This is a genomic window from Streptomyces sp. NPDC018610 (assembly GCF_044391765.1).
Lineage (GTDB): Bacteria > Actinomycetota > Actinomycetes > Streptomycetales > Streptomycetaceae > Streptomyces.
Window position 1 is genome coordinate 65928 of sequence record NZ_JBISAL010000002.1, and the last position, 25511, is coordinate 91438.

The 25511-nt window shown below is 72.5% G+C and carries 21 protein-coding genes; 7 read left to right on the top strand and 14 right to left on the bottom strand.

Annotation, left to right across the window (positions count from 1 at the left end; translation table 11 throughout):
- Positions 1–195: 195 nt before the first annotated feature.
- Complete coding sequence (locus ACH5A8_RS05830; protein WP_398998397.1) at positions 196–810, bottom strand: TetR/AcrR family transcriptional regulator; 615 nt, start codon at positions 808–810, stop codon at positions 196–198.
- A 221-nt stretch (positions 811–1031) separates the two neighbouring features.
- Here ACH5A8_RS05830 and ACH5A8_RS05835 point away from each other — a divergent pair, with 221 nt between their 5' ends.
- Positions 1032–1835 (top strand): phosphatase PAP2 family protein, encoded by an 804-nt coding sequence (locus ACH5A8_RS05835; RefSeq protein ID WP_398998399.1) that lies wholly within the window; start codon positions 1032–1034, stop codon positions 1833–1835.
- Positions 1832–2830, top strand: a complete 999-nt coding sequence (locus tag ACH5A8_RS05840; protein WP_398998401.1) for a hypothetical protein — start codon at positions 1832–1834, stop codon at positions 2828–2830. The genes ACH5A8_RS05835 and ACH5A8_RS05840 overlap by 4 nt, the downstream gene beginning before the upstream one ends.
- A 71-nt stretch (positions 2831–2901) precedes the next feature.
- On the opposite strand, the gene ACH5A8_RS05845 is transcribed toward ACH5A8_RS05840, so the two are convergent.
- From ACH5A8_RS05845 to ACH5A8_RS05885, 9 genes are all read right to left on the bottom strand, one after another.
- Positions 2902–3735 (bottom strand): phospholipid scramblase-related protein, encoded by an 834-nt coding sequence (locus ACH5A8_RS05845; RefSeq protein ID WP_398998403.1) that lies wholly within the window; start codon positions 3733–3735, stop codon positions 2902–2904.
- Between the two features lie 75 nt (positions 3736–3810).
- Entirely contained in the window at positions 3811–5877 is a 2067-nt protein-coding gene (locus tag ACH5A8_RS05850; RefSeq protein ID WP_398998405.1) for a phosphocholine-specific phospholipase C, read from the bottom strand.
- A gap of 235 nt (positions 5878–6112) precedes the next feature.
- Positions 6113–8296 carry a discoidin domain-containing protein gene (locus ACH5A8_RS05855; protein ID WP_398998407.1) on the bottom strand — a complete coding sequence of 728 codons (2184 nt, stop codon included), beginning with the start codon at positions 8294–8296 and terminating at the stop codon, positions 6113–6115.
- A 70-nt stretch (positions 8297–8366) separates the two neighbouring features.
- Positions 8367–9974: a glycoside hydrolase family 13 protein gene (locus tag ACH5A8_RS05860; RefSeq protein ID WP_398998410.1), complete on the bottom strand. Its 1608-nt coding sequence runs from the start codon at positions 9972–9974 to the stop codon at positions 8367–8369.
- A 37-nt stretch (positions 9975–10011) separates the two neighbouring features.
- Positions 10012–10893 carry a carbohydrate ABC transporter permease gene (locus tag ACH5A8_RS05865; RefSeq protein WP_398998412.1) on the bottom strand — a complete coding sequence of 294 codons (882 nt, stop codon included), beginning with the start codon at positions 10891–10893 and terminating at the stop codon, positions 10012–10014.
- Positions 10890–11852: a carbohydrate ABC transporter permease gene (locus ACH5A8_RS05870; protein ID WP_398998414.1), complete on the bottom strand. Its 963-nt coding sequence runs from the start codon at positions 11850–11852 to the stop codon at positions 10890–10892. The genes ACH5A8_RS05865 and ACH5A8_RS05870 overlap by 4 nt, the downstream gene beginning before the upstream one ends.
- 6 nt (positions 11853–11858) lie before the next feature.
- Positions 11859–13208: an ABC transporter substrate-binding protein gene (locus ACH5A8_RS05875; protein ID WP_398998416.1), complete on the bottom strand. Its 1350-nt coding sequence runs from the start codon at positions 13206–13208 to the stop codon at positions 11859–11861.
- Positions 13209–13637: 429 nt separating this feature from the next.
- Positions 13638–14636 (bottom strand): LacI family DNA-binding transcriptional regulator, encoded by a 999-nt coding sequence (locus tag ACH5A8_RS05880; RefSeq protein WP_398998418.1) that lies wholly within the window; start codon positions 14634–14636, stop codon positions 13638–13640.
- 436 nt (positions 14637–15072) lie between these two features.
- Positions 15073–15744 (bottom strand): hypothetical protein, encoded by a 672-nt coding sequence (locus tag ACH5A8_RS05885; RefSeq protein ID WP_398998420.1) that lies wholly within the window; start codon positions 15742–15744, stop codon positions 15073–15075.
- A 224-nt stretch (positions 15745–15968) separates the two neighbouring features.
- Between ACH5A8_RS05885 and ACH5A8_RS05890 the strand changes: the two genes are divergently transcribed.
- The 3 genes from ACH5A8_RS05890 to ACH5A8_RS05900 all read left to right on the top strand — a co-directional run bounded on the left by ACH5A8_RS05890 (position 15969) and on the right by ACH5A8_RS05900 (position 17822).
- Positions 15969–16625, top strand: a complete 657-nt coding sequence (locus ACH5A8_RS05890) for a helix-turn-helix domain-containing protein (RefSeq protein WP_398998422.1) — start codon at positions 15969–15971, stop codon at positions 16623–16625.
- Between the two features lie 32 nt (positions 16626–16657).
- Entirely contained in the window at positions 16658–17224 is a 567-nt protein-coding gene (locus ACH5A8_RS05895; RefSeq protein WP_398999747.1) for a toxin-antitoxin system, toxin component, read from the top strand.
- 370 nt (positions 17225–17594) lie between these two features.
- Complete coding sequence (locus ACH5A8_RS05900; protein ID WP_398998424.1) at positions 17595–17822, top strand: hypothetical protein; 228 nt, start codon at positions 17595–17597, stop codon at positions 17820–17822.
- 103 nt (positions 17823–17925) lie between these two features.
- Here the strand turns inward: ACH5A8_RS05900 and ACH5A8_RS05905 are convergent, their stop codons facing one another.
- The 3 genes from ACH5A8_RS05905 to ACH5A8_RS05915 all read right to left on the bottom strand — a co-directional run bounded on the left by ACH5A8_RS05905 (position 17926) and on the right by ACH5A8_RS05915 (position 21182).
- Entirely contained in the window at positions 17926–18606 is a 681-nt protein-coding gene (locus ACH5A8_RS05905) for a 4'-phosphopantetheinyl transferase (protein ID WP_398998426.1), read from the bottom strand.
- Positions 18596–19459, bottom strand: a complete 864-nt coding sequence (locus ACH5A8_RS05910) for a metallophosphoesterase family protein (RefSeq protein ID WP_398998428.1) — start codon at positions 19457–19459, stop codon at positions 18596–18598. Before ACH5A8_RS05910 ends, ACH5A8_RS05905 begins: the two co-directional genes overlap by 11 nt.
- Before the next feature lie 385 nt (positions 19460–19844).
- Positions 19845–21182, bottom strand: a complete 1338-nt coding sequence (locus ACH5A8_RS05915; RefSeq protein ID WP_398998430.1) for a 6-phospho-beta-glucosidase — start codon at positions 21180–21182, stop codon at positions 19845–19847.
- Between the two features lie 215 nt (positions 21183–21397).
- Here ACH5A8_RS05915 and ACH5A8_RS05920 point away from each other — a divergent pair, with 215 nt between their 5' ends.
- A complete protein-coding gene (locus ACH5A8_RS05920) occupies positions 21398–22240 on the top strand; it encodes a hypothetical protein (protein ID WP_398998432.1) in 843 nt (280 codons plus the stop codon).
- Positions 22241–22347: 107 nt separating this feature from the next.
- On the opposite strand, the gene ACH5A8_RS05925 is transcribed toward ACH5A8_RS05920, so the two are convergent.
- On the bottom strand, positions 22348–23259 hold the full coding sequence (locus ACH5A8_RS05925) for a helix-turn-helix domain-containing protein (protein WP_398998434.1): 912 nt from the start codon (positions 23257–23259) through the stop codon (positions 22348–22350).
- A 164-nt stretch (positions 23260–23423) separates the two neighbouring features.
- On the opposite strand from ACH5A8_RS05925, the gene tkt reads away from it, so the two are divergent.
- Positions 23424–25499 carry a transketolase gene (gene tkt, locus ACH5A8_RS05930; RefSeq protein ID WP_398998436.1) on the top strand — a complete coding sequence of 692 codons (2076 nt, stop codon included), beginning with the start codon at positions 23424–23426 and terminating at the stop codon, positions 25497–25499.
- Positions 25500–25511: the final 12 nt, after the last annotated feature.

Here is a 25511-nt window from a genome sequence, read left to right on the forward strand (position 1 = left end):
TACGGGGGGGGGGGGGGGGGGGGGGGGCGCCCCCGGGGCCCCCCCCCCCCCCGGGGGGGGGCGGGGGGGGGGGGGGGCGCCCCCCCCCCCCCCCCCGCCCCCCCCCCCCCGGCCGGGGTGCGCGCCGCCCCCGTCCCCACGGTGCGGCGCGAGCAGGTCGCCGTCCAGTCATCCCTCGGACGGCGGCCTGAGTCTTCAATCGAGGCCGAGCGCGGGCAGCACCGCGGCCTCCACGAACCGGACCATGTAGTCCGGGTCGGCGTACTCCCCGTCGAGAACGGGTCGGATGCGCAGCACGCCGAACATCTGCGCGGGCACGTACTCCAGCGCCGGTTCGCCGGCGCGGACCTCGCCCCGCTCGACCCCGCGCCGCAGGATCTCGCGCAGCGCGGCGACCTCCGGCTCGACCAGCGTCTCGCGCAACGCCCGCTTCAGTTCGGGGTCCTGCGTGATCGCGTGGCCGAGCGCCTGGAGGAGCCGGGTGTCCTTGCCCGACCACTCGCCCGCGGTCCGCGCGACCAGTCTCAGGTCCTCGGCGAGCGACCCGGTGTCGATCCCCGTGAACCGTGCCCGGCGGTTGGCCCGCAGCGCCGCCACGACGAACTGCGGCTTGTTCTTCCACTGCCGGTAGAGCGTGGACTTGCTGCACCGGGTGGTGGCGGCGACGCCCTCCATGGTGACGGCGTCGTACCCGCACTCGCGGATCTGTTCGAGCACGGCATCGAAGAACTCCTGCTCACGCTCGGGCGTGATCTTGGAGCGGCGCGAGGCGACAACCGTGTCCGGTCCGTCCGCGGCCTGCGATGTCATCGCTCTTCTCCTCACTCGTGATCGTGATCCGGGTCCGGCCACTGTCCAGTGTGGCGCGTGCCGTGTGACGCACATTGATCGATACGTCAGTGTACCGGTACCGCGACGTATCGGTACACTGCCGTATCGGTACGGTACCGTATCGATGAGATCGTCCGAGCCCGCCGCCCGGCAGGACCGGCGAGCACGCACACGCACCACGCCAGCGAAGGGGCCGGGGCATGACACTCCTGGACGAGGCCGCCGCAGCGGAGCCCGGCAGGCCCGCACGGCCCGCACGGCCCGCACTCGTACGCGAACTCCTGCTCGTGGCCGGGCTGTTCCTGGTCTACAAGGTCGGCAGACAACTGGCCGCCGACCACACCGGCGAGGCCTTCCACAACGCCCGGGACGTGTGGGACCTGGAGCGCTGGGCCCACCTGCCCGACGAGGGCCGGGTCCAGTCCCTGCTGCTGCACGGCGACACCCTGGTGCACCTCGCGAACACCTACTACGCGACCGTGCACTTCCCCGCCACCGTGGGCCTGCTGGTGTGGCTCTACCTGCGCCGCCCGGCGCACTACGTCTGGACCCGGCGGGTGCTCGCCGCGGTGACCGCGGCGGCCCTGGTGCTGCATCTCACCTTCCCGCTGGCCCCGCCGCGGATGCTCGGCGCGGCCCACCTGGTGGACACCGCGCGGGTCTACGGGCCCTCGGTGTACGGGCCGCCCAAGACCGACCACCTCTCGAACCAGTTCGCGGCGATGCCCTCGCTGCACTTCGGCTGGGCCCTGATGGTGGCCCTCGCGCTGATCGCCGCCACCCGGTCGCGATGGCGCCGGCTGTGGCTGCTGCACCCGCTGTTCACCCTGCTGGTGATCGTGGGCACCGCGAACCACTACTGGCTCGACGCCCTGGCGGCCACCGCGCTGCTCGCCCTCGCCCTGGTGGCGATACCGCGGCCGCGCCGCGCAGCGGCCGCCGGCCGGATCCCGGCCCAGGCCGCACCGGCCGGGGAGAACGTCCTCGTGGGAGCGGCCCGATGAGCGCCGCCCTGCTCGCGGTGCTCCTGTCGCTGGTCTCGGCCGTCGCCTACGCGGCCGCGGCCGTCGCCCAGGAACGGCTCGCCTCGCGCACCGCGGGCACCGGCGCGCTCCGGCTGCTGCGCTCGGGCGCCTGGTGGTGCTCCGTCGCGCTGAACGGGTCCGCGGCCCTGCTGCACGTGGTGGCCCTCAAGTACGGCCCGCTGACCGTGGTCCAGCCGCTCGGCGCGCTCACCCTGGTGGCGGCCGTGCCGATGGGGGCGCGGCTGGCGGGACGACGGGTCGTGGCGGCCGAGTGGCGGGGCACCGTCCTCACCCTGCTCGGACTCGGCGCGCTGCTCCTCGCGGCGTCCGGACCGGCGCCCCACCGGGTGCTGAGTCCGGCCGAGGCGCTGGCCGTCGCCGGTGCGACGGCCGTCCTCATCGGCGCGCTGTCCCGGCCCGGGGCGCGGCCGGGGCTGCGTCACGCGACCGCCTCCGGACTGGCCTCGGGCGTGGCCTCGGCGCTCACCCAGACGGTCACGGTGGCCGCCACGGACCACACCGGACCTCTGCTCAGCGCGCGTGTGATCATCGTGGCGCTGCTGGTCGCGGCCTTCGCGGCCGGCGGGCTGCTGCTGTCGCAGACCGCCTACCGCGGGGGCCTCGGCGCCCCGCTCGCGGTGGTGACGCTGGCCAACCCGGTGGCGGCCGCCGTGATCGGCCTGACGCTGCTCGGCCAGGGGCTGCACGGGGGCGTACGGGGCGTGCTGTTCGCGCTGGCCGGGGCGGCGCTGGCCTCCTGGGGCGTGGTCGCGCTCTCACGGGCGGCGCCGCGCACCGCGGACGCCGGCACCGCGGACCCGGAGCCCGGACCCCCCGGCCCCGCCGAGGACGACGGCGACGAGGCGCACCCCGTGGCCGCGGTCCTGGCGCTGGAACCCCGGTCGGCGTCCCGAGAGCCGGCGCTGCTGCCCCGGCGGCGGCGGTCCGGACCGGAGCACCTCACCCCGCTGTGACGACCGCGCCCCGGTGACGGTCACCTCGTCGTGACCGTCACCGGGGCGCGCGGGCTTGCCGGCCGGCCGCGTCAGCCGAGGCCGCGGGAGTCCTGCTTGAGGGCGGTGTCGACGGTCAGCGCCGTCGCCACGACCAGGCTCAGCAGCGGCTCGGGCAGCTGGTAGTGGATCTGCAGGACGTAGTTGTCCGCGGTGGTGAACATGGTCTTGGCCAGGCCCTCCCAGGTCTTCGTGATCCGGGCGACCTCGTTGTCGGCGTGGTCGACGATCGCGAAGTTCCAGGCGCGCCAGTTCTCCGCCTTGATCGCGCCGACCTGCTGGCCGCCCGCGTTCATCGCAAAGTTGATCTTGCCGAAGACGTTCCGCTGGACGATCTCGCCGACCTGCGTGCCGTCCGGACGGGAGACGATGACCCGGGACTTGAAGATCTTCGCGGGCCGGGTGAGGACCAGTTGCGGCTGACCGTATCCGTCCCGGATCTCCAGCTTGTGCGTCATGAACTGGTCGAGGCTGGAGACGAACCGGAGGATCTTCTTCAGCGCGTTCTGCCCGATCTCGGTGACCGCGCCGATCTGATTGCCGTTCTGGTCGAAGACCTTGTACTCGTTGGTCAGCTCGATCAGCTTGGCCTTCTGGTTCACCACGAGCACCGGCTCGCTGAACAGCGTGCCGCCGCCCGCGCCGGCGCCGGCGACACCGGCCTGCTGCCGCACCTGGTGCTGCACGCGCGCGTCGGGGGCGGCCGGCTGGGCCGGCACCTGCGGCGGTACCTGCTGCCCCGCGGGGGCCTGTTGGCCGGCGTGGGTGTGCTCGGTCCATTGCGAGCCGTCCCAGTAACGCAGCGTCTGGGCCGCGCCGTGCGGATCGGGGTACCAGCCTGCAGGGGTGTTCGAATGCGTGGTCACCGGGGCACACTACCGCGAGCCGGCCGGAAAGCAACCGCCCTCCCGCTCCCGCCAGTGCGCCCCCGCGATCCCAGGTCAGCGCGTCGCGATCGCCGGATCGCTCACGCCGGGACGGCCGTTCTCGACATGTCCGGCGAACCGCCGCAAGAAGCCCCCGTCGGTCTCGGAGGTGACGGTCAGGTCGTACCAGCGTCCGCTCGCCGCGAGGGAGAAGCGGCGGCGCACCGTGGCGCCGGGGCCGACCCGGACGGCGGCGACCTGCCCGCCGTAGCCGTTCGCCACCTTCAACGTCACCGTCGAGCCGCCCTTGTTGGTGAAGGTCAGCTCGATGTCGTCGCCGGCGTACCGGGCGATCACCTCGGGGCCGACGGCCTTGCCGGGGTTGCGGAAGGCGCGCAGGAAGCCGTTGGGGCCGTGCACGGTCAGGTCATGAGCGCCGCCGGAGTAGACCGAGTTCCAGGTGTCGGCGACGGTCTTGCCGGCCTCGGTGGTGTAGGTCCAGGGGCCGTCGGTGCGGTTGGCGGAGGTGACGAGGAACGCGGCGCCCGCACCGGCCCCAGAGGAGAAGGTCAGCGCGAACCTGCCGGTCGTCGTGTCCGCCGTGCCGTCGACCACGGGCGCGTACTTCAGCGGCCGGGTGGGGCGCCCGCCGCGCTCCTGCTTCGGCAGGGCGCCCTGGGCGGGCGGGACCGGCACGTAGTCGGGGTGGCGGTTCTTGTCCGGCGGCCGGTAGCCGGCGGTGTCCGGGAGGGCGGCCGGCCGGGTGTCGGCCCCGGCGAAGTCGAAGGCGGCGGTCAGGTCGCCGCAGATCGCGCGCCGCCAGGGCGAGATGTTCGGCTCGTGCACGCCGAAGCGGCGCTCGATGAAGCGGATGATCGAGGTGTGGTCGAACGTCTCGGAGCAGACGTATCCGCCCTTGCTCCACGGCGAGACGACGAGCATGGGCACGCGCTGGCCGAGCCCGTACGGCCCGGCGACGTGGCCGGCGTCGCCCTTGAAGACGTCCTGGGTGACGTCGACCGTGGACAGGCCCCGGTCGGCGGAGGCCGGCGCGAAGGGCGGGACGAGGTGGTCGAAGAAGCCGTCGTTCTCGTCGTAGGTGATGAACAGCGCGGTCTTCGCCCACACCTGGGGGTCGGAGGTCAGCGCGTCGAGGACCTGGGACACGTACCAGGCGCCGTAGTTGGCGGGCCAGTTGGGGTGCTCGGTGAAGGCCTCGGGGGCGACGATCCAGGACACCTGGGGCAGCTTGCCGCCCTGGACGTCGGCCTTCAGCCGGTCGAAGTAGCCCTCCCCCTTGCGGGCGTCGGTGCCGGTGCGGGCCTTGTCGTAGAGCGGGTCGCCGGGCTTGGCGTCGCGGTACTGGTCGAAGTAGAGCAGGGAGTTGTCGCCGTAGTTGCCGCGGTAGGCGTCATCGATCCAGCCCCAGCCGCCGGCCGCGTCGAGGTCGTCGCCGACGTCCTGGTAGATCCTCCAGGAGACGCCCGCCTTCTCCAGCCGCTCGGGGTACGTCGTCCAGCCGTAGCCGGCCTCGTCGTTGCCGAGGACGGGGCCGCCGCCCTGGCCGTCGTTGCCGACGTAACCGGACCACATGTAGTAGCGGTTGGGGTCGGTGGAGCCGATGAACGAGCAGTGGTAGGCGTCGCAGACGGTGAAGGCGTCGGCGAGCGCGTAGTGGAAGGGGATGTCGTCGCGGGTCAGGTACGCCATCGTCGTACTGCCCTTGGACGGCACCCACTTGTCGTAGCGGCCGCCGTCGAAGGCGGCGTGGCCGTCGTTCCAGCCGTGCGGGAGGTCCTGGATGAAGGCCAGGCCCAGATCGTCGGCGTCGGGGTGGAAGGGCGGTATCTCCTTGCCGGCGGCGTTCGTCTGGTACCAGACGCTCTTGCCGCCGGGCAGGGCGACCGGGCGCGGGTCGCCGAAGCCGCGTACGCCCTTGAGGGTGCCGAAGTAGTGGTCGAAGGAGCGGTTCTCCTGCATGAGGACGACGATGTGCTCGACGTCCTCGATCGACCCCGTGCGACGGTTGGCGGGCAGGGCGGCGGCCTGCTGGATGCTTCCGGAGAGCGCGGTGAACGCGGTGGTCGCGCCCGCGATCTGCAGGAAGCGGCGCCGGTTGACTTCGGGCGTGGGTGACGGCATGGGGGAAGGACCTCTCATCCTGGCGCACGGACGGCCGGTACGGAATCGGTGCTGTGCGCAGCGAGTGTTCCAAGAGCACCGAACGCGGGGGAAGGGTGCGGTGTCGTCCGTGTGACGGTGAGAGGTACGTGCGGCGACGGGTTTCGGCCGGGCGCCGGCCCTCCCGGCGGTGGAGGGGCGGCGCCCGGCCGAAGGGCGCGCGGGGCCGGGCCCGCGGGGGCCCGGCCGGCCGCGGTCACGGTGCGGAGTAGGCCTCCACCTCGCTGAACTGGCCCGCCGGCCAGCCCGTGTTGCCGGTGACCGTCAGCCGCAGATAGCGCAGGCTGGTGCCGCTGGGGAGGTTCACGGTGACGGTGTTGCCGGTCGCCGGATCGAAGCGGTAGCCCTGTGCGCCGGCCACCGTCGAGTACGCCGATCCGTCACCGCTGCCGAGCACGGCGACGGTCTGGGTGCGGGCGCCCCACGCCGGGGACGGCGGCAGCTTCAGCACCAGCCGGCGCACGCTCTGGCTGGAGCCGAGGTCGACGGTGAGGGACTGCGGGAAGGCGTTGTTGGCGGACTCCCAGTAGCTGTTCGCGTCACCGTCGACGGCCTTGCCGGGTGTGTAGACGTCCTGGGAGCCGGTGGCGGTGGCCGGGCGGCCCTTGGCGAGGTCGCGGTTCGGGTCGGGGTCCGGGTTGCCCTGGCCCGGCTGCGGCCAGCTGGAGCAGCTCGACCAGGTGGTGTTCCAGCCGGAGTTGCCGCCGCCGTCGGTGAGCGCGAAGCCGCCCGAGCTCGCCGGGTAGGGGCAGTTGTAGATCCCGGCGGCGCCGACGCCGGTCGCGGTCACGTTGCGGAAGGTGGCGGCGCCCGGTGTCTCGGCCTGGACGACGACCGTGCCGGTGTTCCTCACGGTCGCGCCGTTCACGGTGACGTTGCGGACCGGGTTGCCGGTGCCGCCGCCCGAGACGAACTCGAAGGCGCTGTAGGGGCTGTCGGTGATCGTGGTGTTGGTGATGTTCACCGTGGCGTCGATGGCGCTGTCGTAGGAGTCGACGCGCAGCGCGCCCATCGGGTGGCCCCAGTTGGGGTTGATCGCGCCGGTGCGCACGAGGGTGTTGCCGTCGACGGTGATGGTGCCGGCGAGCGGGTTGAAGGGGTCGGCGAACTTCTGGTTGGAGATCGCGATGCCGCTGCCGAGGGCGTTGGTGTCGGAGATCAGGTTGTTCCTGACGGCGATGTCGGTGCCGCCGTAGATCGCGATGCCGTTGGCCAGGTTGGGCTGGCTGATGGTGTTGTTCTCGAAGCTGCTGCCGGTGTCCGGGGCGTTGAGGGACCACATGGCGAGCGAGTCGTCGCCCTGGTTGCGCAGGAAGTTCCCGCGCACCTTGACGCCCTTGGCGTTGCCGTTGAGGTTGAGGCCGTCGGCCGTGGTGTCGAGGATGCGGTTGTTCTCGACGACCAGGTTGTCGTTGGTCCCGGTCAGCCACAGGCCGCACTTCAGGTGCTGGATCCACATGCCGGAGACGGAGGAGTTCGGGCCGAGGGAGCCGTTGACGAAGTTGTCGGGGCTGGAGTCGTTGCGCTCGGTGACCTCGCCGATGACCGCGAAGTCCTTGAGGTGGACGTTGCCCGCCGAGCTGCCCTGGTTGACGAAGCTGGAGCTGTGCACGACGGAGTACCAGCTGCCCGCGCCCTGGAGCGTGACGTTCTGCACGCCGCCGAGCGAGGAGGTCAGCCGGTAGTCGCCGGGTGGGATCCACACCACCCCGCCCTGGGCGGCGTTGACGGCGTCGCGGAAGGCCTGGGTGGAGTCGCCCCGGCCGCTGGGGTCGGCGCCCTTGGCCGTGACGGAGACCGATCCGGCGGGCTGCGTGGCCGCGGCGGCCACCTGTTCGAAGTCGGCGACGTCCACCGTGACCTGGACGTTCGCCGCCTCCACGGCGATCTTGTCGCCGGCCTGGACGTCGCGGCCGAGCAACAGGCGGGCGTTGTCGTAGAAGTGGTGCGTCCTGGCGCCGGCGATCCAGCCGGTGTCGACGTAGGAGTACTTGGAGGTGACGGCGATGGTCTTGTCCAGCCGGACGCCGTTGACGTAGACGTTCAGCGTGCCGGACTGGCCGTCGGGGACGTTGTAGGAGACGTTCACGGCGTTGGCCGCGCGGGGTGCGGTGAACTCGACGCGCTGTCCGGCGGACAGGCGCACGACCTGGCGGCCGGAGGCCTCCGAGGCGAGGGTGCCCTGGGTGTGGTCGGGCCCGATCCGGGTGCCGTTGGTGGTGGCGGACTCGGCCTCGACCGAGGTGAAGGGGAGGGCGGCGCCCGCCGCCGCGTGGGCGGCGGGGGCCGTGAGGGTGCCGAGCATGCCGGCGGCGAGGGCGACGGTGACGCAGACGGCCGGCAGGCGCCGGGCGGCTTCGGACGTGCGGGTGCCGTGCATGTGCTGATCCCTTCGAGTGGGGGTGCGGGGATAGCGCTGTGCGGGGTGGTACGGCCCTCCGGCCGCGCGGTCAGGAACGCAGCCAGACCGCTGTGTCCTGGGGAAGCCGGCCGGCCGTGTCCAGCGGGCCGCTGGCCAGCAGGATCCGCGAGTGGTCCGGCAGTTCGGCGGGCTCGGCGGAGAGGTTGACCACGCAGACCGTCCCCTCGGCACGGCTGAAGGCGAGGACGCCGTCGGGGGCGGGCAGCCAGGTCAGGGGGGCGCCGCCGAACGCCGGGCGCAGACGGATCGCCCGGCGGTAGAGGGCGAGCATCGAGTCGGGGTCGCCCGCCTGGCGGTCCACGGCGTACGAGACCCAGTCGGCCGGCTGGGGAAGCCACGGCTCCTCGCGGGAGCCGAAGCCCGCGTGCGGCGCGTCGGCGGTCCAGGGCAGCGGGACGCGGCAGCCGTCGCGGCCCGGGTCGGTGCCTCCGGAGCGGAAGTGCATCGGGTCCTGGATGCGGTCGACGGGGATGTCGGCCTCGGGCAGCCCGAGTTCCTCGCCCTGGTAGACGTAGACCGCGCCGGGCAGCGCGAGGGAGAGCAGGGCGGCGGCGCGCGCCCGGCGGGTGCCCAGGGCGAGGTCGGTGGGGGTGCCGAACGCCTTGGCGGCGAAGTCGAACCCGGTGTCGGCGCGGCCGTAGCGGGTGACGGTGCGGGTGATGTCGTGGTTGCAGAGCACCCAGGTGGCGGGGGCGCCCACGGGGGCGTGCTCGGCCAGGGTCTCGTCGATGGACGTGCGCAACCTCTCCGCGTCCCAGGGACAGGACATGAAGGCGAAGTTGAAGGCGCTGTGCAGCTCGTCGGGGCGCAGGTAACGGGCGAAGCGCTCGCTGTCGGGCAGCCACACCTCGCCGACGAAGACACCGCCGTACTCGTCCGCGAGCCGGCGCCAGGAACGGTAGACGTCGTGCAGGTCGTCCCGGTCGACGTACGGATGCGGGCCCCGGCCCTCGGTGAAGTCGGGCAGCGCGGGGTCCTTGACGAGCAGCGCGGCCGAGTCGATGCGCACTCCGGCCACTTGGCGCTCGAACCAGAAGCGGAGGATGTCCTCGTGCTCCTGGCGGACCGCCGGGTGGGCCCAGTTGACGTCGGGCTGCTCGGGGGCGAAGAGGTGCAGGTACCAGTCGCCGTCCGGGAGCCGGCTCCAGGCCGGGCCGCCGAACTCGGATGTCCAGTTGTTGGGCGGGAGTTCGCCGTGCTCGCCTCTTCCGGGCCGGAAGTGGAACAGCTCCCGCTCGGGCGCGCCGGGGGCGGCGGCGCGGGCGGCACGGAACCACGGGTGCTGGTCGGAGACGTGGTTGGGCACGATGTCGACGATGGTGCGGATGCCGAGCTCACGGGCCTCGGCGATCACCTTCTCCGCCTCGGCGAGGGTGCCGAAGGCGGGGTCGATGGCGCGGTAGTCGGCGACGTCGTAGCCGCCGTCCTTCATCGGGGAGAGATACCAGGGGCTGAACCAGAGCGCGTCCACGCCGAGTTCGGCGAGGTACGGGAGCCGGGAGCGGACGCCCGCGAGGTCGCCGGTGCCGTCGCCGTCGCCGTCGGCGAAGCTGCGGACGTAGACCTGGTAGAGGACGGCGTCGCGCCACCAGTCGGCGTCGTCGCGGCCGTTTCGGGCATGGGTGGGCTGTCCCACTGTGCCTGCCTTTCTGTGTCGGTGCGAAGGGGCGGTGTCAGCCCTTCGTGCTGCCCGCGCTGATCCCGGCGATGATGTGCCGCTGGAAGACGAGGAAGAGGGCGACCATCGGGATGCTGGCGATCACCATGGCGGCGATGAGCACGGTCAGCTGGATGTTCTGCGACAGCTGCACCAGGGCGACGCTGATGGGCTGCTTGCCGGTGTCGGAGAAGACCATCAGCGGCCACAGGAAGTCCTGCCAGACCGCGACCAGCGCGAAGATCGACACGACGCCGAGCACCGGCCGGGAGATCGGCAGCACGATCGACCACAGGATGCGCAGCTTGCCCGCGCCGTCGATCTCCGCGGCCTCCAGCACGTCGCGCGGGATCTGGTCGAAGAACCGTTTGAGCAGGTAGAGGTTGAAGGCGTTGGCGACGGCCGGCAGCCAGATCGCGAGGGGGTCGTCGAGCAGGCTGGTGTGGATGAGGGGGAGGTCGGCGACGGTGAGGTACTTCGGCACGACCAGGGCCTGGGCCGGAACCATCAGGGTGGCGAGGATGCCGCCCAGGATCACCTTGCCGAAGGCCGGTCTCAGCTTGGACAGGGCGTAGGCGGCGGCCGTGCAGAACACCAGCTGGAAGGCCCAGGCGCCGGCGGCCTGGACGACGGTGTTCCACAGGTGCTGCGGCAGCTGCATCAGGTCCCAGGCGTCGGTGAAGGCTCCCGCGTGCCAGTGCTCGGGGACCAGGGTGGGCGGCGTCCGGGCCACCTCGTCGGGCGACTTGGTCGCGCCGGTCACCATCCAGTAGACGGGGAAGAGGAAGGCCAGCGTGAACAGGGCCACGACCGCGCCGAACACGGTCCAGTACAGGGCCTTGCCGCGCGGGCGGGCCAGGGTGGCCGGGGAGACGAGGGTGCGGGTCGCGCTGCTCATGCGTACTCCTCACCGGAGCCGGACCGGGTGAGCCGGAGATAGATCGCGGAGAAGACGCCGAGCAGCACCAGCAGCATGACGCTCAGCGCGCAGGCGCCGCCGAAGTCGTTGTAGAGGAAGGCGTACTTGTAGATGAGGTAGAGGACGGTGACCGTGGCGCTCTCCGGGCCGCCGCCCGTGATCACGAACGGTTCGGTGAACACCTGCATGGTGGCGATGACCTGGAGCAGCATCAGCATCAGGATCACGAAACGGGTCTGCGGGATCGTGACGTGGCGGACGCGCTGGAGGATGTTCGCGCCGTCCAGTTCGGCGGCCTCGTACAGTTCGCCGGGGATCGACTGCAGGGCGGCGAGGTAGATGAGGACGGTGCCGCCGAGGTTGGCCCAGGTCGCCACGAGGACCAGGGAGACCAGCGCCGTGTCGGTGCCGTTGGTCCAGTTCGAGGTGGGCAGGTGCAGGGCGCGCAGCGTCTCGTTGGCGAGGCCGGCGCCGGGGTCGTAGAACCACTTCCACAGCAGGGCGCTGACCACCGGCGGGATCATCACCGGCAGGTAGACGACGACGCGGAAGAAGGCCTTCGCGTGCCGGAGTTCGTTCAGGACGAGGGCCAGGACGAACGGGACGGCGAAGCCGATCAGCAGGGCGAGCAGGGTGAAGGTGAGGGTGTTGCGCCAGGCGGCGCCGAACTCGGGGTCGTGCAGGACGTGGGTGAAGTTGTCGGTGCCGACCCACTCGGGCGGGTTGCCCGGCGTGTACTTCTGGAAGGCGATCACGACGGCGCGGATCGCCGGGTACCAGGAGAACAGGGCGAAGCAGATCAGACCGCCGAGGAGGAAGGCGTAGGCGCGGGCCTGTTCGGCGAGGCGGCGCCGCCTCCGGTCCCCTGCCCGGGGCGGCGCCTGTACCGGGTGGACGGCCATCGCCTCGGCGGGCCGCCGCTCGGCCGTTTTCGTCATCGTCGGTCAGCTCCGGGCCAGGATGCCGTCGATCTTGCCGGAGGCGTCCTTGATCAGTCGGTCGATGTCGGCGTCCTTCTTGGTGAGGACGGCGGAGACGACGCCGTCGAGGACGGAGTAGATCTGCTGCGCGTTCGGCGGCTCGACCTTCAGCTGGATGTTCTGGTTGCCGTCCAGGAAGGGCTGGTAGTTCTCCACCGGGACGTTGGCGTTGGCCTTCTTGACCTGCTGGTCGGTGGCGTCGGCGGCGCCGGTGAACAGACGCGGCTCGGGCAGGCCGACGGGCGCGTTGTTCTTCTTGGCGCGGGCGTAGTCGCCGAGGAAGCCCTTGCCGGGGGTGAGGAACATATGGTCGAGGTACTTCAGGCCGGCGCGGATCTGGGCGGGCGTGTCCTTCTTGTTGAACATGTAGCCGTCACCGCCGACGAGGGTGCCCTTGCCGCCGGGCATCGGGGCGAGGGCGAGGTCCGTGTAGTTGCCGCCCTTCTCCTTGACCAGGATCGGGATGTTGTCGGGGGCGGCCAGGTACATGCCGAGCTTGCCCGTGCCCATGAGCAGCTGGACGTCGTTGATGACGAGGAGCTGCTTGCTGCCCATGGAGTCGTCGGTCCAGCGCATGTCGTGCAGGTTCTGCAGGACGGCCCGGCCCTCGGGGGTGTCGATGATGGCCTTCTTGCCGTCGGCGCTGACGATGTCACCGCCCTGGGAGTACATCTCGGCGGTGAAGTGCCAGCCGCCCTGGTTCTGGGCGCTGTAGTCGGCGTAGCCGACGGTGCCGCCGCCGAGCGCGGCGATCTTCCTGGCGTCGGCGCGGACCTCTTCCCAGGTGGTCGGCGGCTTCTCGGGGTCGAGGCCGGCCTTCTGGAAGAGCTTCTTGTTGTAGATCAGGCCCATCGAGTAGCCGGTGCGCGGGATGCCGTAGACCTTGCCGTCGACGGTGTAGATGTCACGCAGCTGCTTCTGGAGGGTGCCGTAGCTCTTCAACTCCTTGACGTACGGGGTGAGGTCGGCGGCCTGGCCGGTGTCGACGACGTGCTTGACGTCGGTGAAGTACGTGTAGAAGACGTCCTCCATCTGGCCGCCGGCCAGCTTGGCGTCGAACGTCTTGGGGTCCTCGCAGGGGAACGCGTCGTGCGTGACGACGTCGATGTCCGGGTTCTGCTTCTCGAAGGACGCCGTGTCCTCGTCGAAGAACTTCCGGTCGACCTTGGCGCTCTTGGGCGGCTCGCAGTTGACCGTGATGCGGGTCTTGCCGCTCGCCGTGTCGTCGTCGTTCGAACCGCACGACGTCACGGCGAGGGCGAGGGAACAGACGCCGATCGCGGCGACGGCGTGTCGGAACCCGGTGCTTCTCATCGGTGGACCCCTCTGGGCAGGAGCGGTGGGCGCCGCACACTCAAGCACCGGAGAGGGCTGGGCGCAAGATCTCGCGCAGAATCCGCAATTATTTGACAGCTGACAGGATCTTTGAGACGGGAATTTGCTGGGGGTGTAGCGGGTCCGCACGAAGGCGGAGAAAGCGATTGCAGGCCCGTGACGAGTCGTCACGGGCCTGGGCGGGGGCGGAGGCGGGCGCGGGCGCCGGGGCGTACGCGGGTGCGTGGGTGGAGGACGTGCCAGTCGGTCGCGGGGCCGGGCGGGCTGGGCGCAGGGCCCGGGTGGCTTGGGCGTGGGGCCCGGGTGGCCCGTGGAGCGCGGGCGGCCTGGGCGTGGGGCCCGGTCGGTCCGGGCTCGGCCGCCTGGGGCCCGGGGTCCGGTCGGGCCGGCCCCGGAGCCCTGGGCGCGTCAGTCGCGCGGGGCCTGCGCGGTGGAGCCGCGTACGACCAGTTCTGGTTCGAACAGCAGCTCGTCGGCCGGTACGGCGCTGCCGGCGATCTGCGCGTTGAGCAGCTCGACGGCGGCCTTGCCCATGGACTCGATGGGCTGGCGCACGGTGGTCAGCGGCGGTTCCGTGCAGTTCATCAGCGCCGAGTCGTCGTAGCCGACGACGGAGACGCGCGACGGGACGTCGAGGCCGCGGCGCCGGGCGGCCCGTACGACGCCGAGCGCGAGCGGGTCGCTGGCGCAGATGAACCCGGTGACGCCCCGGTCGATGAGCTTGGTCGCCGCCGCGTGGCCGCCCTCGATGGAGAAGATGGCGCGGGCGACGAACTCGTCGGGCAGTTCGGCGCCGAGCGCGCGGGCCGCCGCCAGCTTCCGCGCGGAGGGCACGTGGTCGCCCGGGCCGAGGACGAGGCCGATCCGCTCGTGCCCCAGGGAGACCAGGTGCCGCCAGGCCTGCTCCACGGCGACCGCGTCGTCGCAGGACACCCCGGGAAAGCCCAGGCGCTCGATCCCCGCGTTGACCAGCACCACGGGGATGTTGCGCTCGGCCAGCAGCCGGTAGTGGTCGTGCGGCGCGTCCGCCTGCGCGTAGAGGCCGCCGGCGAAGACCACGCCGGAGACCTGCTGCTGCAGCAGCAGCTCCACGTAGTCCGCCTCGGACACCCCGCCCTTGGTCTGCGTGCACAGCACGGGCGTGAGCCCCAGCTGGGCCAGCGCTCCGCCGATCACCTCGGCGAACGCCGGGAAGATGGGGTTCTGCAGCTCCGGCAGGACCAGGCCGACCAGCCGGGCCCGCTCGCCGCGCAGCTGCGTGGGCCGCTCGTAACCGAGGACGTCCAGCGCGGACAGCACCGCCTGCCGGGTGGCAGCGGAGACGCCTGGCTTGCCGTTGAGCACCCGGCTGACCGTTGCCTCGCTGACTCCGACCTTCTTCGCCACTTCCGCAAGTCGTCGCGTCATGCACGCAAGCCTAGCGCAAGAAGCGCAAGCAACTTGCGTAACGCGGGGGTGGACTCGTCGCGTCCGGCGTGCCTCCCGCGCGCGGGGCCGGATGCAGGGGGATGCCTCGGGGACACCCCGGTCCCGGACCGGCTCGGGGCGGGGGCCGCGGGCGAGAGCGCCGGGCAAGGGCGTCGGGCAAGGGCGCCGGGCGCGAACGTACCCGGCTCCGGAGGGCATGACGCGCCGTCCGGCCCGTACAGGCGGACCCGGGTGCGGGCGGCGGCCCGCCCCCGCCCGGTGGCCGGGAACGACCTCCCCGAGCTCGCCCGGACCAGGCTCCTCGGAGCCGTCCGGGGGCCCGCTGAGCCGTTCCTTCGGTGGCCGTGCGGAGCCCTGCCGGGCCGGGTCTGACGCCCGGCGCCGTCGGCGACCTGAACGCCGGCGGTGCCGGGCGTCAGGCCTCGGGTGCGGGAACCACGCTGAGGTGGCCGGCCGGGCGGCGGGCACGGCGCGGCCGGTGCCGGGGCCGGGCGGGCCGGGGCGGCTCGCGCAGGACCAGGGTCAGCCGGGTGTAGCCCAGCTCCCGCAGGGTGGCCGGGGTCTCCTCGACGACCCGGCAGTCGGTGGCGCCCCAGCGAGGATCGGGGTGCAGCAGCGGACGGACCGCGCCGTCGGGCTCGGCGGCCGCCGGGCCGACCGCCCGGATCCAGTGCGGCAGGCCGTGCCGGTAGGCGGCCTCCATGATCGGGTCCTGGGCGATGTCCCGGCGGATGGCCTGCAGACCGGGATCGTGGCCCAGACGCTCCGTGGTCGCCGCGAACTGGGCCAGCATCGGCAGGCACCAGCGGGACTCGTGGTCGCCGAGGACGGACCCGGCCTCCGGGTGGAACAGCACGAAGCGCAGGAAGTTCTCGCCGGGCATGGCCGTCGGGTACGGGCCGACGCCGCCGAAGAGCGACGTGAAGGCGCCGTTGGTCAGAACGACGTCCCACCGGTGGTCGACGACGAAGGACGGGAAGGAGACGGCCTCCAGAAGCATGGCGTAGTCCTGCAGGTAGGCCTGCGCCTCGGGACTGACGGGAGCGGACCGCGGCACCGGCCGTTGTCCTCCTGCCTGAAATGCCATCGGGAGGTCACCCCTCTTGCCTCTGCGGCCTTCACGCGGCGCCTTGATCCTGCTGTTCGGACGGGGCCGTGTCAACTATCGTGGCATTTCATGCCGCTCGACGGCTGAAATTGGCCACAGTTGTGGCGAGACCTGGATGTGAGTTCGAACAACGGGCTACTCTCCGGGAGGTTCACGGCACCCTGCCCTGTGAGAAGTCTGAGAGAGACGTAGGAGATCTGTCGGTGACGGATGGCATCGAGGATCCGGGTACCGTGGCGTCGGCTGTCCTGTCGGCGGTCGTCGCACGTGTCACCACGCTCGCCGAACGGCTGGGCGTACCCCAGGCGGAGGTCTTCGACGTCGCCCGCCTGTCCGTGGCCTGCGGCGTGCCCGAGCCCGTGATCAAAGCACTGCTGAGCGGCCGGCCCGCGGGCGAACCGGATGTGCAGGCCCGCTTCCTGCAGCGGCTGGACCTGCTGCGCCGCACCCGGCTCAAGCCCAACCGGCGGCGCTACACGCAGCAGGAGATCGCCGACGGCGCGGGGATGTCGCGCCAGCAGGCGGGGGCCCTCATCAACGGCGACCGGCGCCCCACCATGGAGCACTGCGACGCCATCCAGCGGTTCTTCCGGGTGCACGCGGGCTTCCTGACCGCCGAGGACCCGGAGGCGCTCGCGGGCGCCCTGCAGCGCACCGAGCAGGAACTGCTGCAACGGCTCGCGGACCGGGAGCGGGAGGCGGCGGCCGCAGCCGACGACCCGCTGGAGCGGCTGCTGCAGAACCACGGCGTCCGCGGGATCGCCTGGCGGGCCGCGCAGCTGCCCACCGACCAGCACCGGGACAAGGTCGCCGAGTGGCTGGACATGCTCCTGGAGAGCGTCAAGCGGCCCGAGTCGTGATGCTGGGCAGGGGCGCGGGCATCGGCAGGGACATGCGCCGGCTGTGCGGTGCGCTGGTGGGCGAGCTCGCCCTGACCGCGCCCGCCCCGCCCGCCGATCTGCTGGCCGGCCTGTGCGAGGCGATGAGCAGGCGGCGCGGACGGCCGGTGCGCTTTCGTACGGCCGCCTTCCCGCCCGGGACGGCCAGCGGGCTGTGGCTGGACATGAGCGACCAGGACCTGCTGCTCGTCGAGGAACGCACCGCCCCCGACCACCAGTTGGTGATCCTCGGCCACGAGCTGTGGCACATGCAGGCCGGGCACCACAGCCACCACGTCGAGGGGGCGTCGGTGGCCGCGCGGCTGCTCGACGAGGGCGCCGATCTCCGGGCGACCGTCCGCAAGGTGGCCGCGCGCAGCCGGTTCGACCTGGCCCAGGAGGAGGAAGCGGAGAGCTTCGGCCTGCTGCTCGCCAGCAAGTGCCGTACGTGGCTGGCCGGTTCCTCGCTGCGCGGGCCGGTGCAGCGCGATCATCTGGCGGGGCGGATCGAGGCGTCGCTCGGTTACCTGGGCCGGCGCGTGGAAGCGGAAGGCGACCTCCCGCCCCGGGACCGCCCCTAGGGCGTCTGACCGTTCGCGTCGGATCAGCCCGCGGCGGTCTGGTGATGGGGGCACCTCCCACGCCGTTCAGGCAGTGGGGGAACATCGCAAGGCGGAGGGTCGTCCTCGTACCGGGTGTACCGGGGCGTGCCCGACAGCGCGGCCGGGGGCACCCCCTGCTCGAAGAGCTCGGGGGAACGGCGCCAGGCGTCGCGGGCCCGGCGGGAATCGACAGACAGGCCCTGGACCAGCGCCGTCCCCGCGTCCGGCGGGCGAACCGGAGCGCGACGCGGGGGCGTTGTCAGTGGTGGGCGGCAAGCTGGTGTGGCACCGCGCCCCGCGCACGACCGGGCGCGGGAGAGTGTGACGCCGAAACCGGGGAGAGCCACCCATGCCGACCGCCGTACTGACCGACCACGAGCGCACCGCCGTCCAGGCCTATCTGCGGCTGCTGCACACCGTGCGCGCCGCCTTCGACGCCCCGCCGGCCGCCGGCCGGCCGGCGCTCGTCCCGCCCTCCGTCCTCGCGGAGGCGGAACGGGCCCTCGACCGGGCCGGCCTGACGGGCAACGAGGAGGCCTTCTTCGACCTGCTCGACACCTGGTCGCGCACCTCCTGACGGACCGCCGCCGTGCCCGGCCCGGGCACGGCGGCCCGGGCCAGGTCCGAAGGGTCCGGCCCGGGCCCGAGGAGTCCGGACCGGGCCGAGCGTGCGGGCCTGGTCAGGAGTGCGGGACGGTGACCGCGGTGGCGACCAGGTCGCCGCCGACGGTCCACCGGCCCTCGAAGCCGGTGAGGCGGCGGCCGCCGACCACGGGGCCCGGGACGAGCAGCGCGGCGCGGAAACGACCGCGGCGGGGCGTGCCGGGGTCCGGGTACACCTCGATGTCCGCCTCCGAGAAGTCGAGCCACTTCCCGGTCAGCGGGAACCACGCCTTGTACACGGACTCCTTGGCGCTGAACAGCAGCCGGTCCCAGTGGACCGCGGTGTCCCGGGCCGCCAGGGCGGCCAGCCGCCGCGTCTCGCCGGGCAGGGCGACGGCGTCGAGCACTCCGTCCGGGAGGGGCTCGTGCGGCTCCGCGTCGATGCCGAGGGAGGCCAGGTCGGCGGCGCGCACCAGGGCCGCGGCGCAGTACCCCTCGCAGTGGGTCATGCTGCCCGTCAGGCCCAGCGGCCAGACGGGCGCCCCGCGGTCCGCCGGCACGAGGGGCTGCGGCTGGACGCCCAGTTTCTCCATGGCGCGCCGGGCGCAGCCCCGTACGACGGCGAACTCGCGGCGGCGCTTGTCGACGGCGCGCGCCACGACCGCCTCCTCCTCGGGAAACAGCGGGGGCAGGGCGCCCTGCTCGTCGCCGTACGCCTCCACGGCCACCACCGAGGCCGGGAGCAGCTCATCGATCAACGGTTCGATCCTCCATCGGCAGTATCCGGCGCAGTCCGCCCGGCGGTCCCGGCCGCTTGCGCCACTCGCGGGGGTATCCCACCGACACCTCCTCGAAGCGGACGCCCTCGTGCCAGGTGGTGCGGGGGATGTGGAGGTGACCGTAGACCATGGCGGCGACGCGGAACCTGCGGTGCCAGTCGGCGGTCAGCCGGGTGCCGCACCACATGGCGAACTCGGGGTGCCACAGCACGTCCATGGGGTGCCGGTCCAGCGGGTAGTGGTTGACGAGCACGGTCGGCAGGTCGGCGGGGAGCCTCGCGAGTCTGCGCCCGGTTTCGGCGACCCGGGCCCGGCACCACGCCTCCCGGCTCGGGTAGGGGTCGGGGTGCAGCAGGAACTCGTCGTTGCAGACGATCCCGGTTCCGTGCGCGTAGGCCAGCCCCTCGTCCTTGGTGGTGCAGCCGGCCGGCAGGAACGAGTAGTCGTAGAGCAGGAACAGCGGGGCCACGGCCACCGGTCCGCCGGGTCCTTCCCAGACGGGGTAGGGGTCCTCGGGCGTCGTGACGCCGAGGTCGCGGCAGAGTTCGACCAGGTGCTCGTAGCGGGCGACGCCGCGCAGGGCGACGGTGTCCTTCGGGTGGGTCCACAGTTCGTGGTTGCCGGGTGCCCAGACGACCTTGCGGAAGCGGCTCGCCAGCGTCTTCAGCGCCCAGCGGATGTCGGTGACGGTCTCGGCGACGTCCCCGGCGACCAGCAGCCAGTCGTCCGGCGAGTCCGGTTCCATCCGTTCCACCAGATCGCGGTTCTCGCGGTATCCGATGTGCAGGTCGCTGACGGCCAGCAGCCGTCCGCCACCGTCCGCCGTCGCCATCACCCTCGCCCCCCGTCACACGCCCGTCGGGCACCACAAGAACACACGGGCGGACACCCGGACAAGGGGAATCCCCGGCCACCGGCCCGGCCGCGTGGCCGAAACCTTCTGCCCGAAACCGTCCGCCCGGATCCCTGCTCCCGGGCCCACGCCTCCTGATCGCCCTCCCGCGTCCGCGCTCGCGAACGCACGCTCCGGCTCCGCCGGCGGTCTTCCGCGGATTCTTCTCTTCCGGGGTGTATCAGGAGCGCCGCCACCGACTCTCATGGGTGGGGATGCGGAGAAGACGGGGGACGGGAACGGGGGACACGGGGGAACGGGGGCTCGGGGCGGCCGGTCGCGGTACGGGGGGCGGCCGGCCGCCGCGACGCAGTTCCCCCGGCATTCAGGCGAGATACGCCAGCCCGGGGTGGACCCGTGTGTATCCCTCGACCAGCCTGCGGGCGACGTCGACGGAGTCGACCAGCGGGTGCAGCGCGAAGGCCTTGACCGCCGCCTCACGGGAGTGCGACTCGGCCGCGGCGAGCACCTCGCGCTCGACCGCCTTGACCGCGCAGACCAGGCCGGTGGCGTGGCCCGGCAGCGGATCGACGGAGACCGGGTGGGCGCCGCCCGCGTCGACCAGGCAGGGCACTTCGATGACGGCGTCCGCGTCCAGCACCGAAAGCGTGGTGCGGTTGCGGACGTTGAGGATCAGCGTGGCGCGTTCGTCGCGGGCGATGGCCCGCATCAGGGCGAGGGCCACCTTCTCGTAGCCGCCCGAGAGGTCGTCCTCCTCCCGCTCCCCCGCCCCGGCAGCCTCCCGGTTCTCGGCCATGTAGGTGGCCTCGCGCTCGGCGCGGGTGCGGTTCCACGTCTCCAGCGCGGGGGCGCGCGGGTCGCCCAACCGCTCGTAGAACGCCGCCTGCTGGTCGCGCAGGAAGGCGCCTCGGGTCTTCTCGGCGCGCTGGTAGGCCTCGACGGCCTCACGGTTGAAGTAGTAGTAGTGCAGGTACTCGTTCGGGATCGCGCCGAGGGAGCGCAGCCAGTCGGGGCCGAAGAGCCGACCCTCCTCGAAGGAGCCGAGCAGCTCCGGATCGCCCAGCAGGCGCGGGAGTCGGTCGCGTCCGGCGACCCGCAGCCCCCGCACCCAGCCGAGGTGGTTGAGGCCGACGTAGTCGATCCACGCCTCCTGCGGAGCGACTCCGAGCACCCGGGCGATGCGGCGGCCGAGGCCGACCGGTGAGTCGCAGATGCCGATGACGCGGTCGCCGAGGTGGCGGGACATGGCCTCGGTGACCAGTCCGGCCGGGTTGGTGAAGTTGATGACCCAGGCGTCGGGCGCGAGGCGGGCCACCCGCCGGGCGATGTCGGCGGCGACGGGCACGGTGCGCAGCCCGTAGGCGATGCCGCCCGCGCCGACCGTCTCCTGGCCGAGCACGCCCTCGGCGAGGGCGACCCGTTCGTCCTGCGCGCGACCTTCCAGGCCGCCGACGCGGATAGCGGAGAACACGAAGTCGGCGCCGCGCAGCGCCTCGTCGAGGCCGGTGGTGGCCCGCACGGCGGGGGCGTCCGGCACTCCGGCGGCCTGTTCGGCCAGCACCCGGGTCACCGCGGAGAGCCGTCCGGCGTCGACGTCGTGCAGGACGACCTCGGTGACCCGGCCCTCGGCGCGGTCCGTCAGCAGTGCCCCGTACACGAGCGGCACCCGGAATCCGCCGCCGCCCAGAATCGTCAGCCTCACCCTCGCACCTTCCCGCCACGGCGTCCGGCCGGCGCCGGCCCGCCATGAACCCTACTCGTCGGGCGCGCCCCTGCCCGCGCACCGGAGTGCGGGGCGGCCGGTGCGCGAGGGAGGCGGGGACGCGATCCGGACGCGCCCGCCTCAGGCGGTGACCTGACGGGCTGGCACATGGTTCGATGCGAACCCACCACCCCTCATGGACATGGCAGGTTCGTATGAGACGTCAACTGTTCGCCGTCGTGACCCTGTCGGCGGCCGTCGCCCTCGCCACGGCCGCCTCCGCCGTGGCGGCCGTGCCGGTCTGGCAGGAGACCGGCACCGCGTACGTCGACTCGCTGAGCGGCAGCCAGGGCCTGGCGAGCCGCGCGGACGGGTCCCTGCTGTACCGGGGGCTCGCCTCGATCCCGCTGGACCTGCGCGTCAAGGGCTGGAACCACGTCGGCGACCCGGACGTCGCCCGGGACTACGTCTTCGACGCCTACCAGGGCGCGGACGACGCGACGTCGAAGATGTACGCGGTGACCACCCCGGCCGGCAAGCGCTACGAGTACGTCCATCCGCTCGACGCCGGCGAGAAGGTGAACAACTCCTTCGCCGCCGTCTCCCCCGACGCCCAGTGGCTGGTGTCGGGCGAGTGGGGCGACCAGGGCCGGCTCCAGGTCTTCCCCGCTCCCCTGCTCAACCCGGCCACCCCCGCCGCGGGCGGCACACTGGCGCAGGCCCCGCAGATCACCCTCGACAAGCCCGTGCGCGACATCCAGGGCTGCGACTTCGTCGACGGCACGCGGCTGCTGTGCGCGTCGGACGACGGCTCGAGGTCGCTCTTCCCCGAGGACCGGCCGCTGCTCCAGGTGGACCTGGACCACGCGCTGGACGGCTCGCCGGTCACCGGGCATGTGACGAGCCTGTTCGCGCTGCCCCAGCGCAGCGTGTGCTCGGGGACGTTCGAGGCGGAGGGCGTGGACTACGACGCCGCCCGAGGCGTCCTGCGCGCCGAGGTGGTCCCGCCGAGCGTGTGCAAGGTGGCGACGACCGTCCACTCGTACCGACTCCGGTAGGGACGCCGGACGCCGTACCGGCTCCGGCCGGACGCCCGCCCGTACCGCCTCCCGCAGGCCCCCGGTCGTCCGACGGCCCCGCGCACCGGCGCGGGGCCGTCGCGCGTTCAGCGCAGTTCCGCCCGGAAGGCCACCGGGGTCTGGCCGGTGTGGAGTTGGAAGAACTTGGAGAAGTTGGCCGCGTCGGGGAAGCCGACGGCCGCGCCGACCCGGCCGATCGGCAGGCCGGTGTGGGCGAGCAGCCGCTTGGCCTCCAGCACCACGCGCTTGTCGATGAAGCCCTTGGGGGTCTCGCCGGTGGCGGCGCGGACCGCTCGTACGAGGGTGCGGCGGGAGTAGCCGAGGGCGTCGGCGTAGGCGCTGACGCTGTGGTTGGTGGTGAAGCCCTTCTCGACCGCGTCGCGGAACAGGGTGAAGGTGGTGTCGGCCTGCCGCCGGGTGGCTTCCGCCGAGCTCGCCGCCAGATGGGCCAGACGCAGCAGGAACGCGGTCAGCGAGTGGCGCAGCACCGCGGTGTGCAGGCTCAGGGGAAGGGTCTCGGTGTCCTCGTACTCGCGGCGCAGCTGGCCGAGGGCGGCCTCCAGCGCCTCCCGCTGGGCGTCGTCGGGGTGGAGCAGGGGCGGCAGGTCGTAGCGGTACAGGCCGGTCGCCTCGACGGTGGCGCGGGGCAGGAAGCCGGGCTGCATGGTCAGCACGGTTCCGCGGTACTCGTCGGTACCGGAGAAACGATGGACCTGTCCGGGGCGGACCCACAGCACGTCGTGCGCCTCGATCTCGTACTCGGCGAAGTCGACCATGTGCCGCACGGGGCCGTCACCGAAGAGCATGACCACGTGGAAGTCGATGCGGTGGACGCGATGCAGAGGGGCCTCGGCGTGCCAGGTGCGCCCGCCGCCCATGGGGCCTATCTGGAGCCCGACGCCGCCGAGGCTGAGGTCGACCGGGAAGGGGAAGGTCCTGATCCCGTCGCCGTCGCCGCCCCGGGCGCCCGCTCCGTGCTGGGTGATTGCGTCCGCCATGTCCCTCTCGTACCGCCTTGACCGCCCGCCGTCCGGATCGTTCGTCGCGGGGTGTCCCATTTTCACCACAGGCTGACACACGAAGACCTTCCGGCGAAAAAGTCTGACTTTTAAGTTCGAACACGTCCGGCACCATTTCCGCTTCTTCCGAGGACTTCTTGAAGATGAGCGAGCAGACAACCGACCGCTTCGAGTGGACCGACCTCGACCGGCGTGCCGTCGACACCGCCCGCCTGCTGGCGGCCGACGCCGTGCAGAAGGTCGGCAACGGCCACCCCGGCACCGCGATGAGCCTGGCCCCGGCCGCGTACACGATCTTTCAGAAGGTGATGCGGCACGACCCGGCCGACCCGGAGTGGACCGGCCGGGACCGCTTCGTCCTCTCCCCCGGCCACACCTCGCTGACCCTCTACACGCAGCTCTACCTCGCCGGGTACGAGCTGGAGCTGGACGACCTGAAGGCGTTCCGCACCTACGGTTCGAAGACGCCCGGTCACCCTGAGTACGGGCACACCGCGGGCGTGGAGACGACGACCGGGCCGCTCGGTCAGGGCGTCGCGATGGCGGTGGGCATGGCGATGGCCGCCCGCTACGAGCGCGGTCTGTTCGACCCGGAGGCGCCCGAGGGCGCCTCCCCCTTCGACCACACCGTCTGGGCGATCGTCTCCGACGGCGACCTGGAGGAGGGCGTCTCCGCCGAGGCCTCCTCGCTGGCCGGGCACCAGAAGCTCGGGAACCTGGTCTTCCTCTACGACGACAACCACATCTCCATCGAGGGCGACACCGCCACCGCCTTCTCCGAGGACGTGCTCAAGCGCTACGAGGCCTACGGCTGGCACACCCAGCGCGTCGAGCCGACCGAGGACGGCGACGTCGACGTGGCCGCGCTGTACACGGCGCTGACGGCGGCGAAGGCCGAGACCGGGCGCCCCTCGATCATCGCCATGCGCACGATCATCGCCTGGCCGGCCCCCCACGCGCGGAACACCGAGGCCGCACACGGCTCGGCGCTCGGCGAGGAGGAGATCGCCGCCACCAAGCGCCTGCTCGGCTTCGACGCGGAGCGCACCTTCCAGGTCGAGGAGGACGTCCTCGCACACACCCGGCAGGCCCTGGACCGCGGCGCCGAGGAGCACGCCGCCTGGGACAAGCGGCTCGACGAGTGGCGCGGCGCCCAGCCCGAGCGCGCGAAGCTGCTCGACCGGATCGTGGCCGGCCAGCTCCCCGACGGCTGGCAGGACGCGCTGCCGGTCTTCGAGGAGGGCAAGGCGGTCGCCACCCGCGCCGCCTCCGGCAAGGTGCTCCAGGCGCTCGGCGCGGTCCTGCCCGAGCTGTGGGGCGGCTCCGCCGACCTGGCCGGCTCCAACAACACGACGATCGACAAGACGTCCTCGTTCCTGCCGAAGGGCAACCCGCTGCCGGGCGCCGACCCCTACGGGCGCACCGTCCACTTCGGCATCCGCGAGTTCTCCATGGCCGCGGAGATGAACGGCATCGCCCTGCACGGCAACACCCGCATCTACGGCGGCACGTTCCTGGTCTTCTCCGACTACATGCGCAACGCGGTGCGCCTGGCCGCGCTGATGCAGCTGCCGGTGACCTACGTGTGGACGCACGACTCCATCGGCCTGGGCGAGGACGGCCCGACCCACCAGCCCGTCGAGCACCTGGCCTCGCTGCGCGCCATCCCCGGCCTGAACGTGGTCCGTCCCGCCGACGCCAACGAGACCGCCGTCGCCTGGGCGGAGATCCTGCGGCGGCACTCCACCGACCCGGCCCCGCACGGTCTGGCGCTGACCCGCCAGGGCGTGCCGACGTACGCGCCGAACGACGACGCGGCCAAGGGCGGGTACGTCCTCCGGGAGGCGTCCACCGGCACCCCCGACGTGGTCCTCATCGCCACCGGCTCCGAGGTGCAGCTCGCCGTGGCCGCCCGCGAGAGCCTGGAGGCGGAGGGCATCGGCACCCGGGTGGTGTCGATGCCGTCGGTGGAGTGGTTCGAGGAGCAGCCCCGCGAGTACCGCGAGCGCGTGCTGCCGCCGTCGGTGCGGGCGCGGGTCGCGGTGGAGGCCGGCATCGGGCTGACCTGGTACCGCTATGTGGGTGATGCGGGGCGCATCGTCTCCCTGGAGCACTTCGGCGCCTCGGCCGACGCCGGGATCCTTTTCGCCGAGTACGGCTTCACCCCCGAGAACGTCGTCGCCGCGGCCCGCGAATCGCTGGCCGCCGCGCGCGCATGATCCGAACGCAAC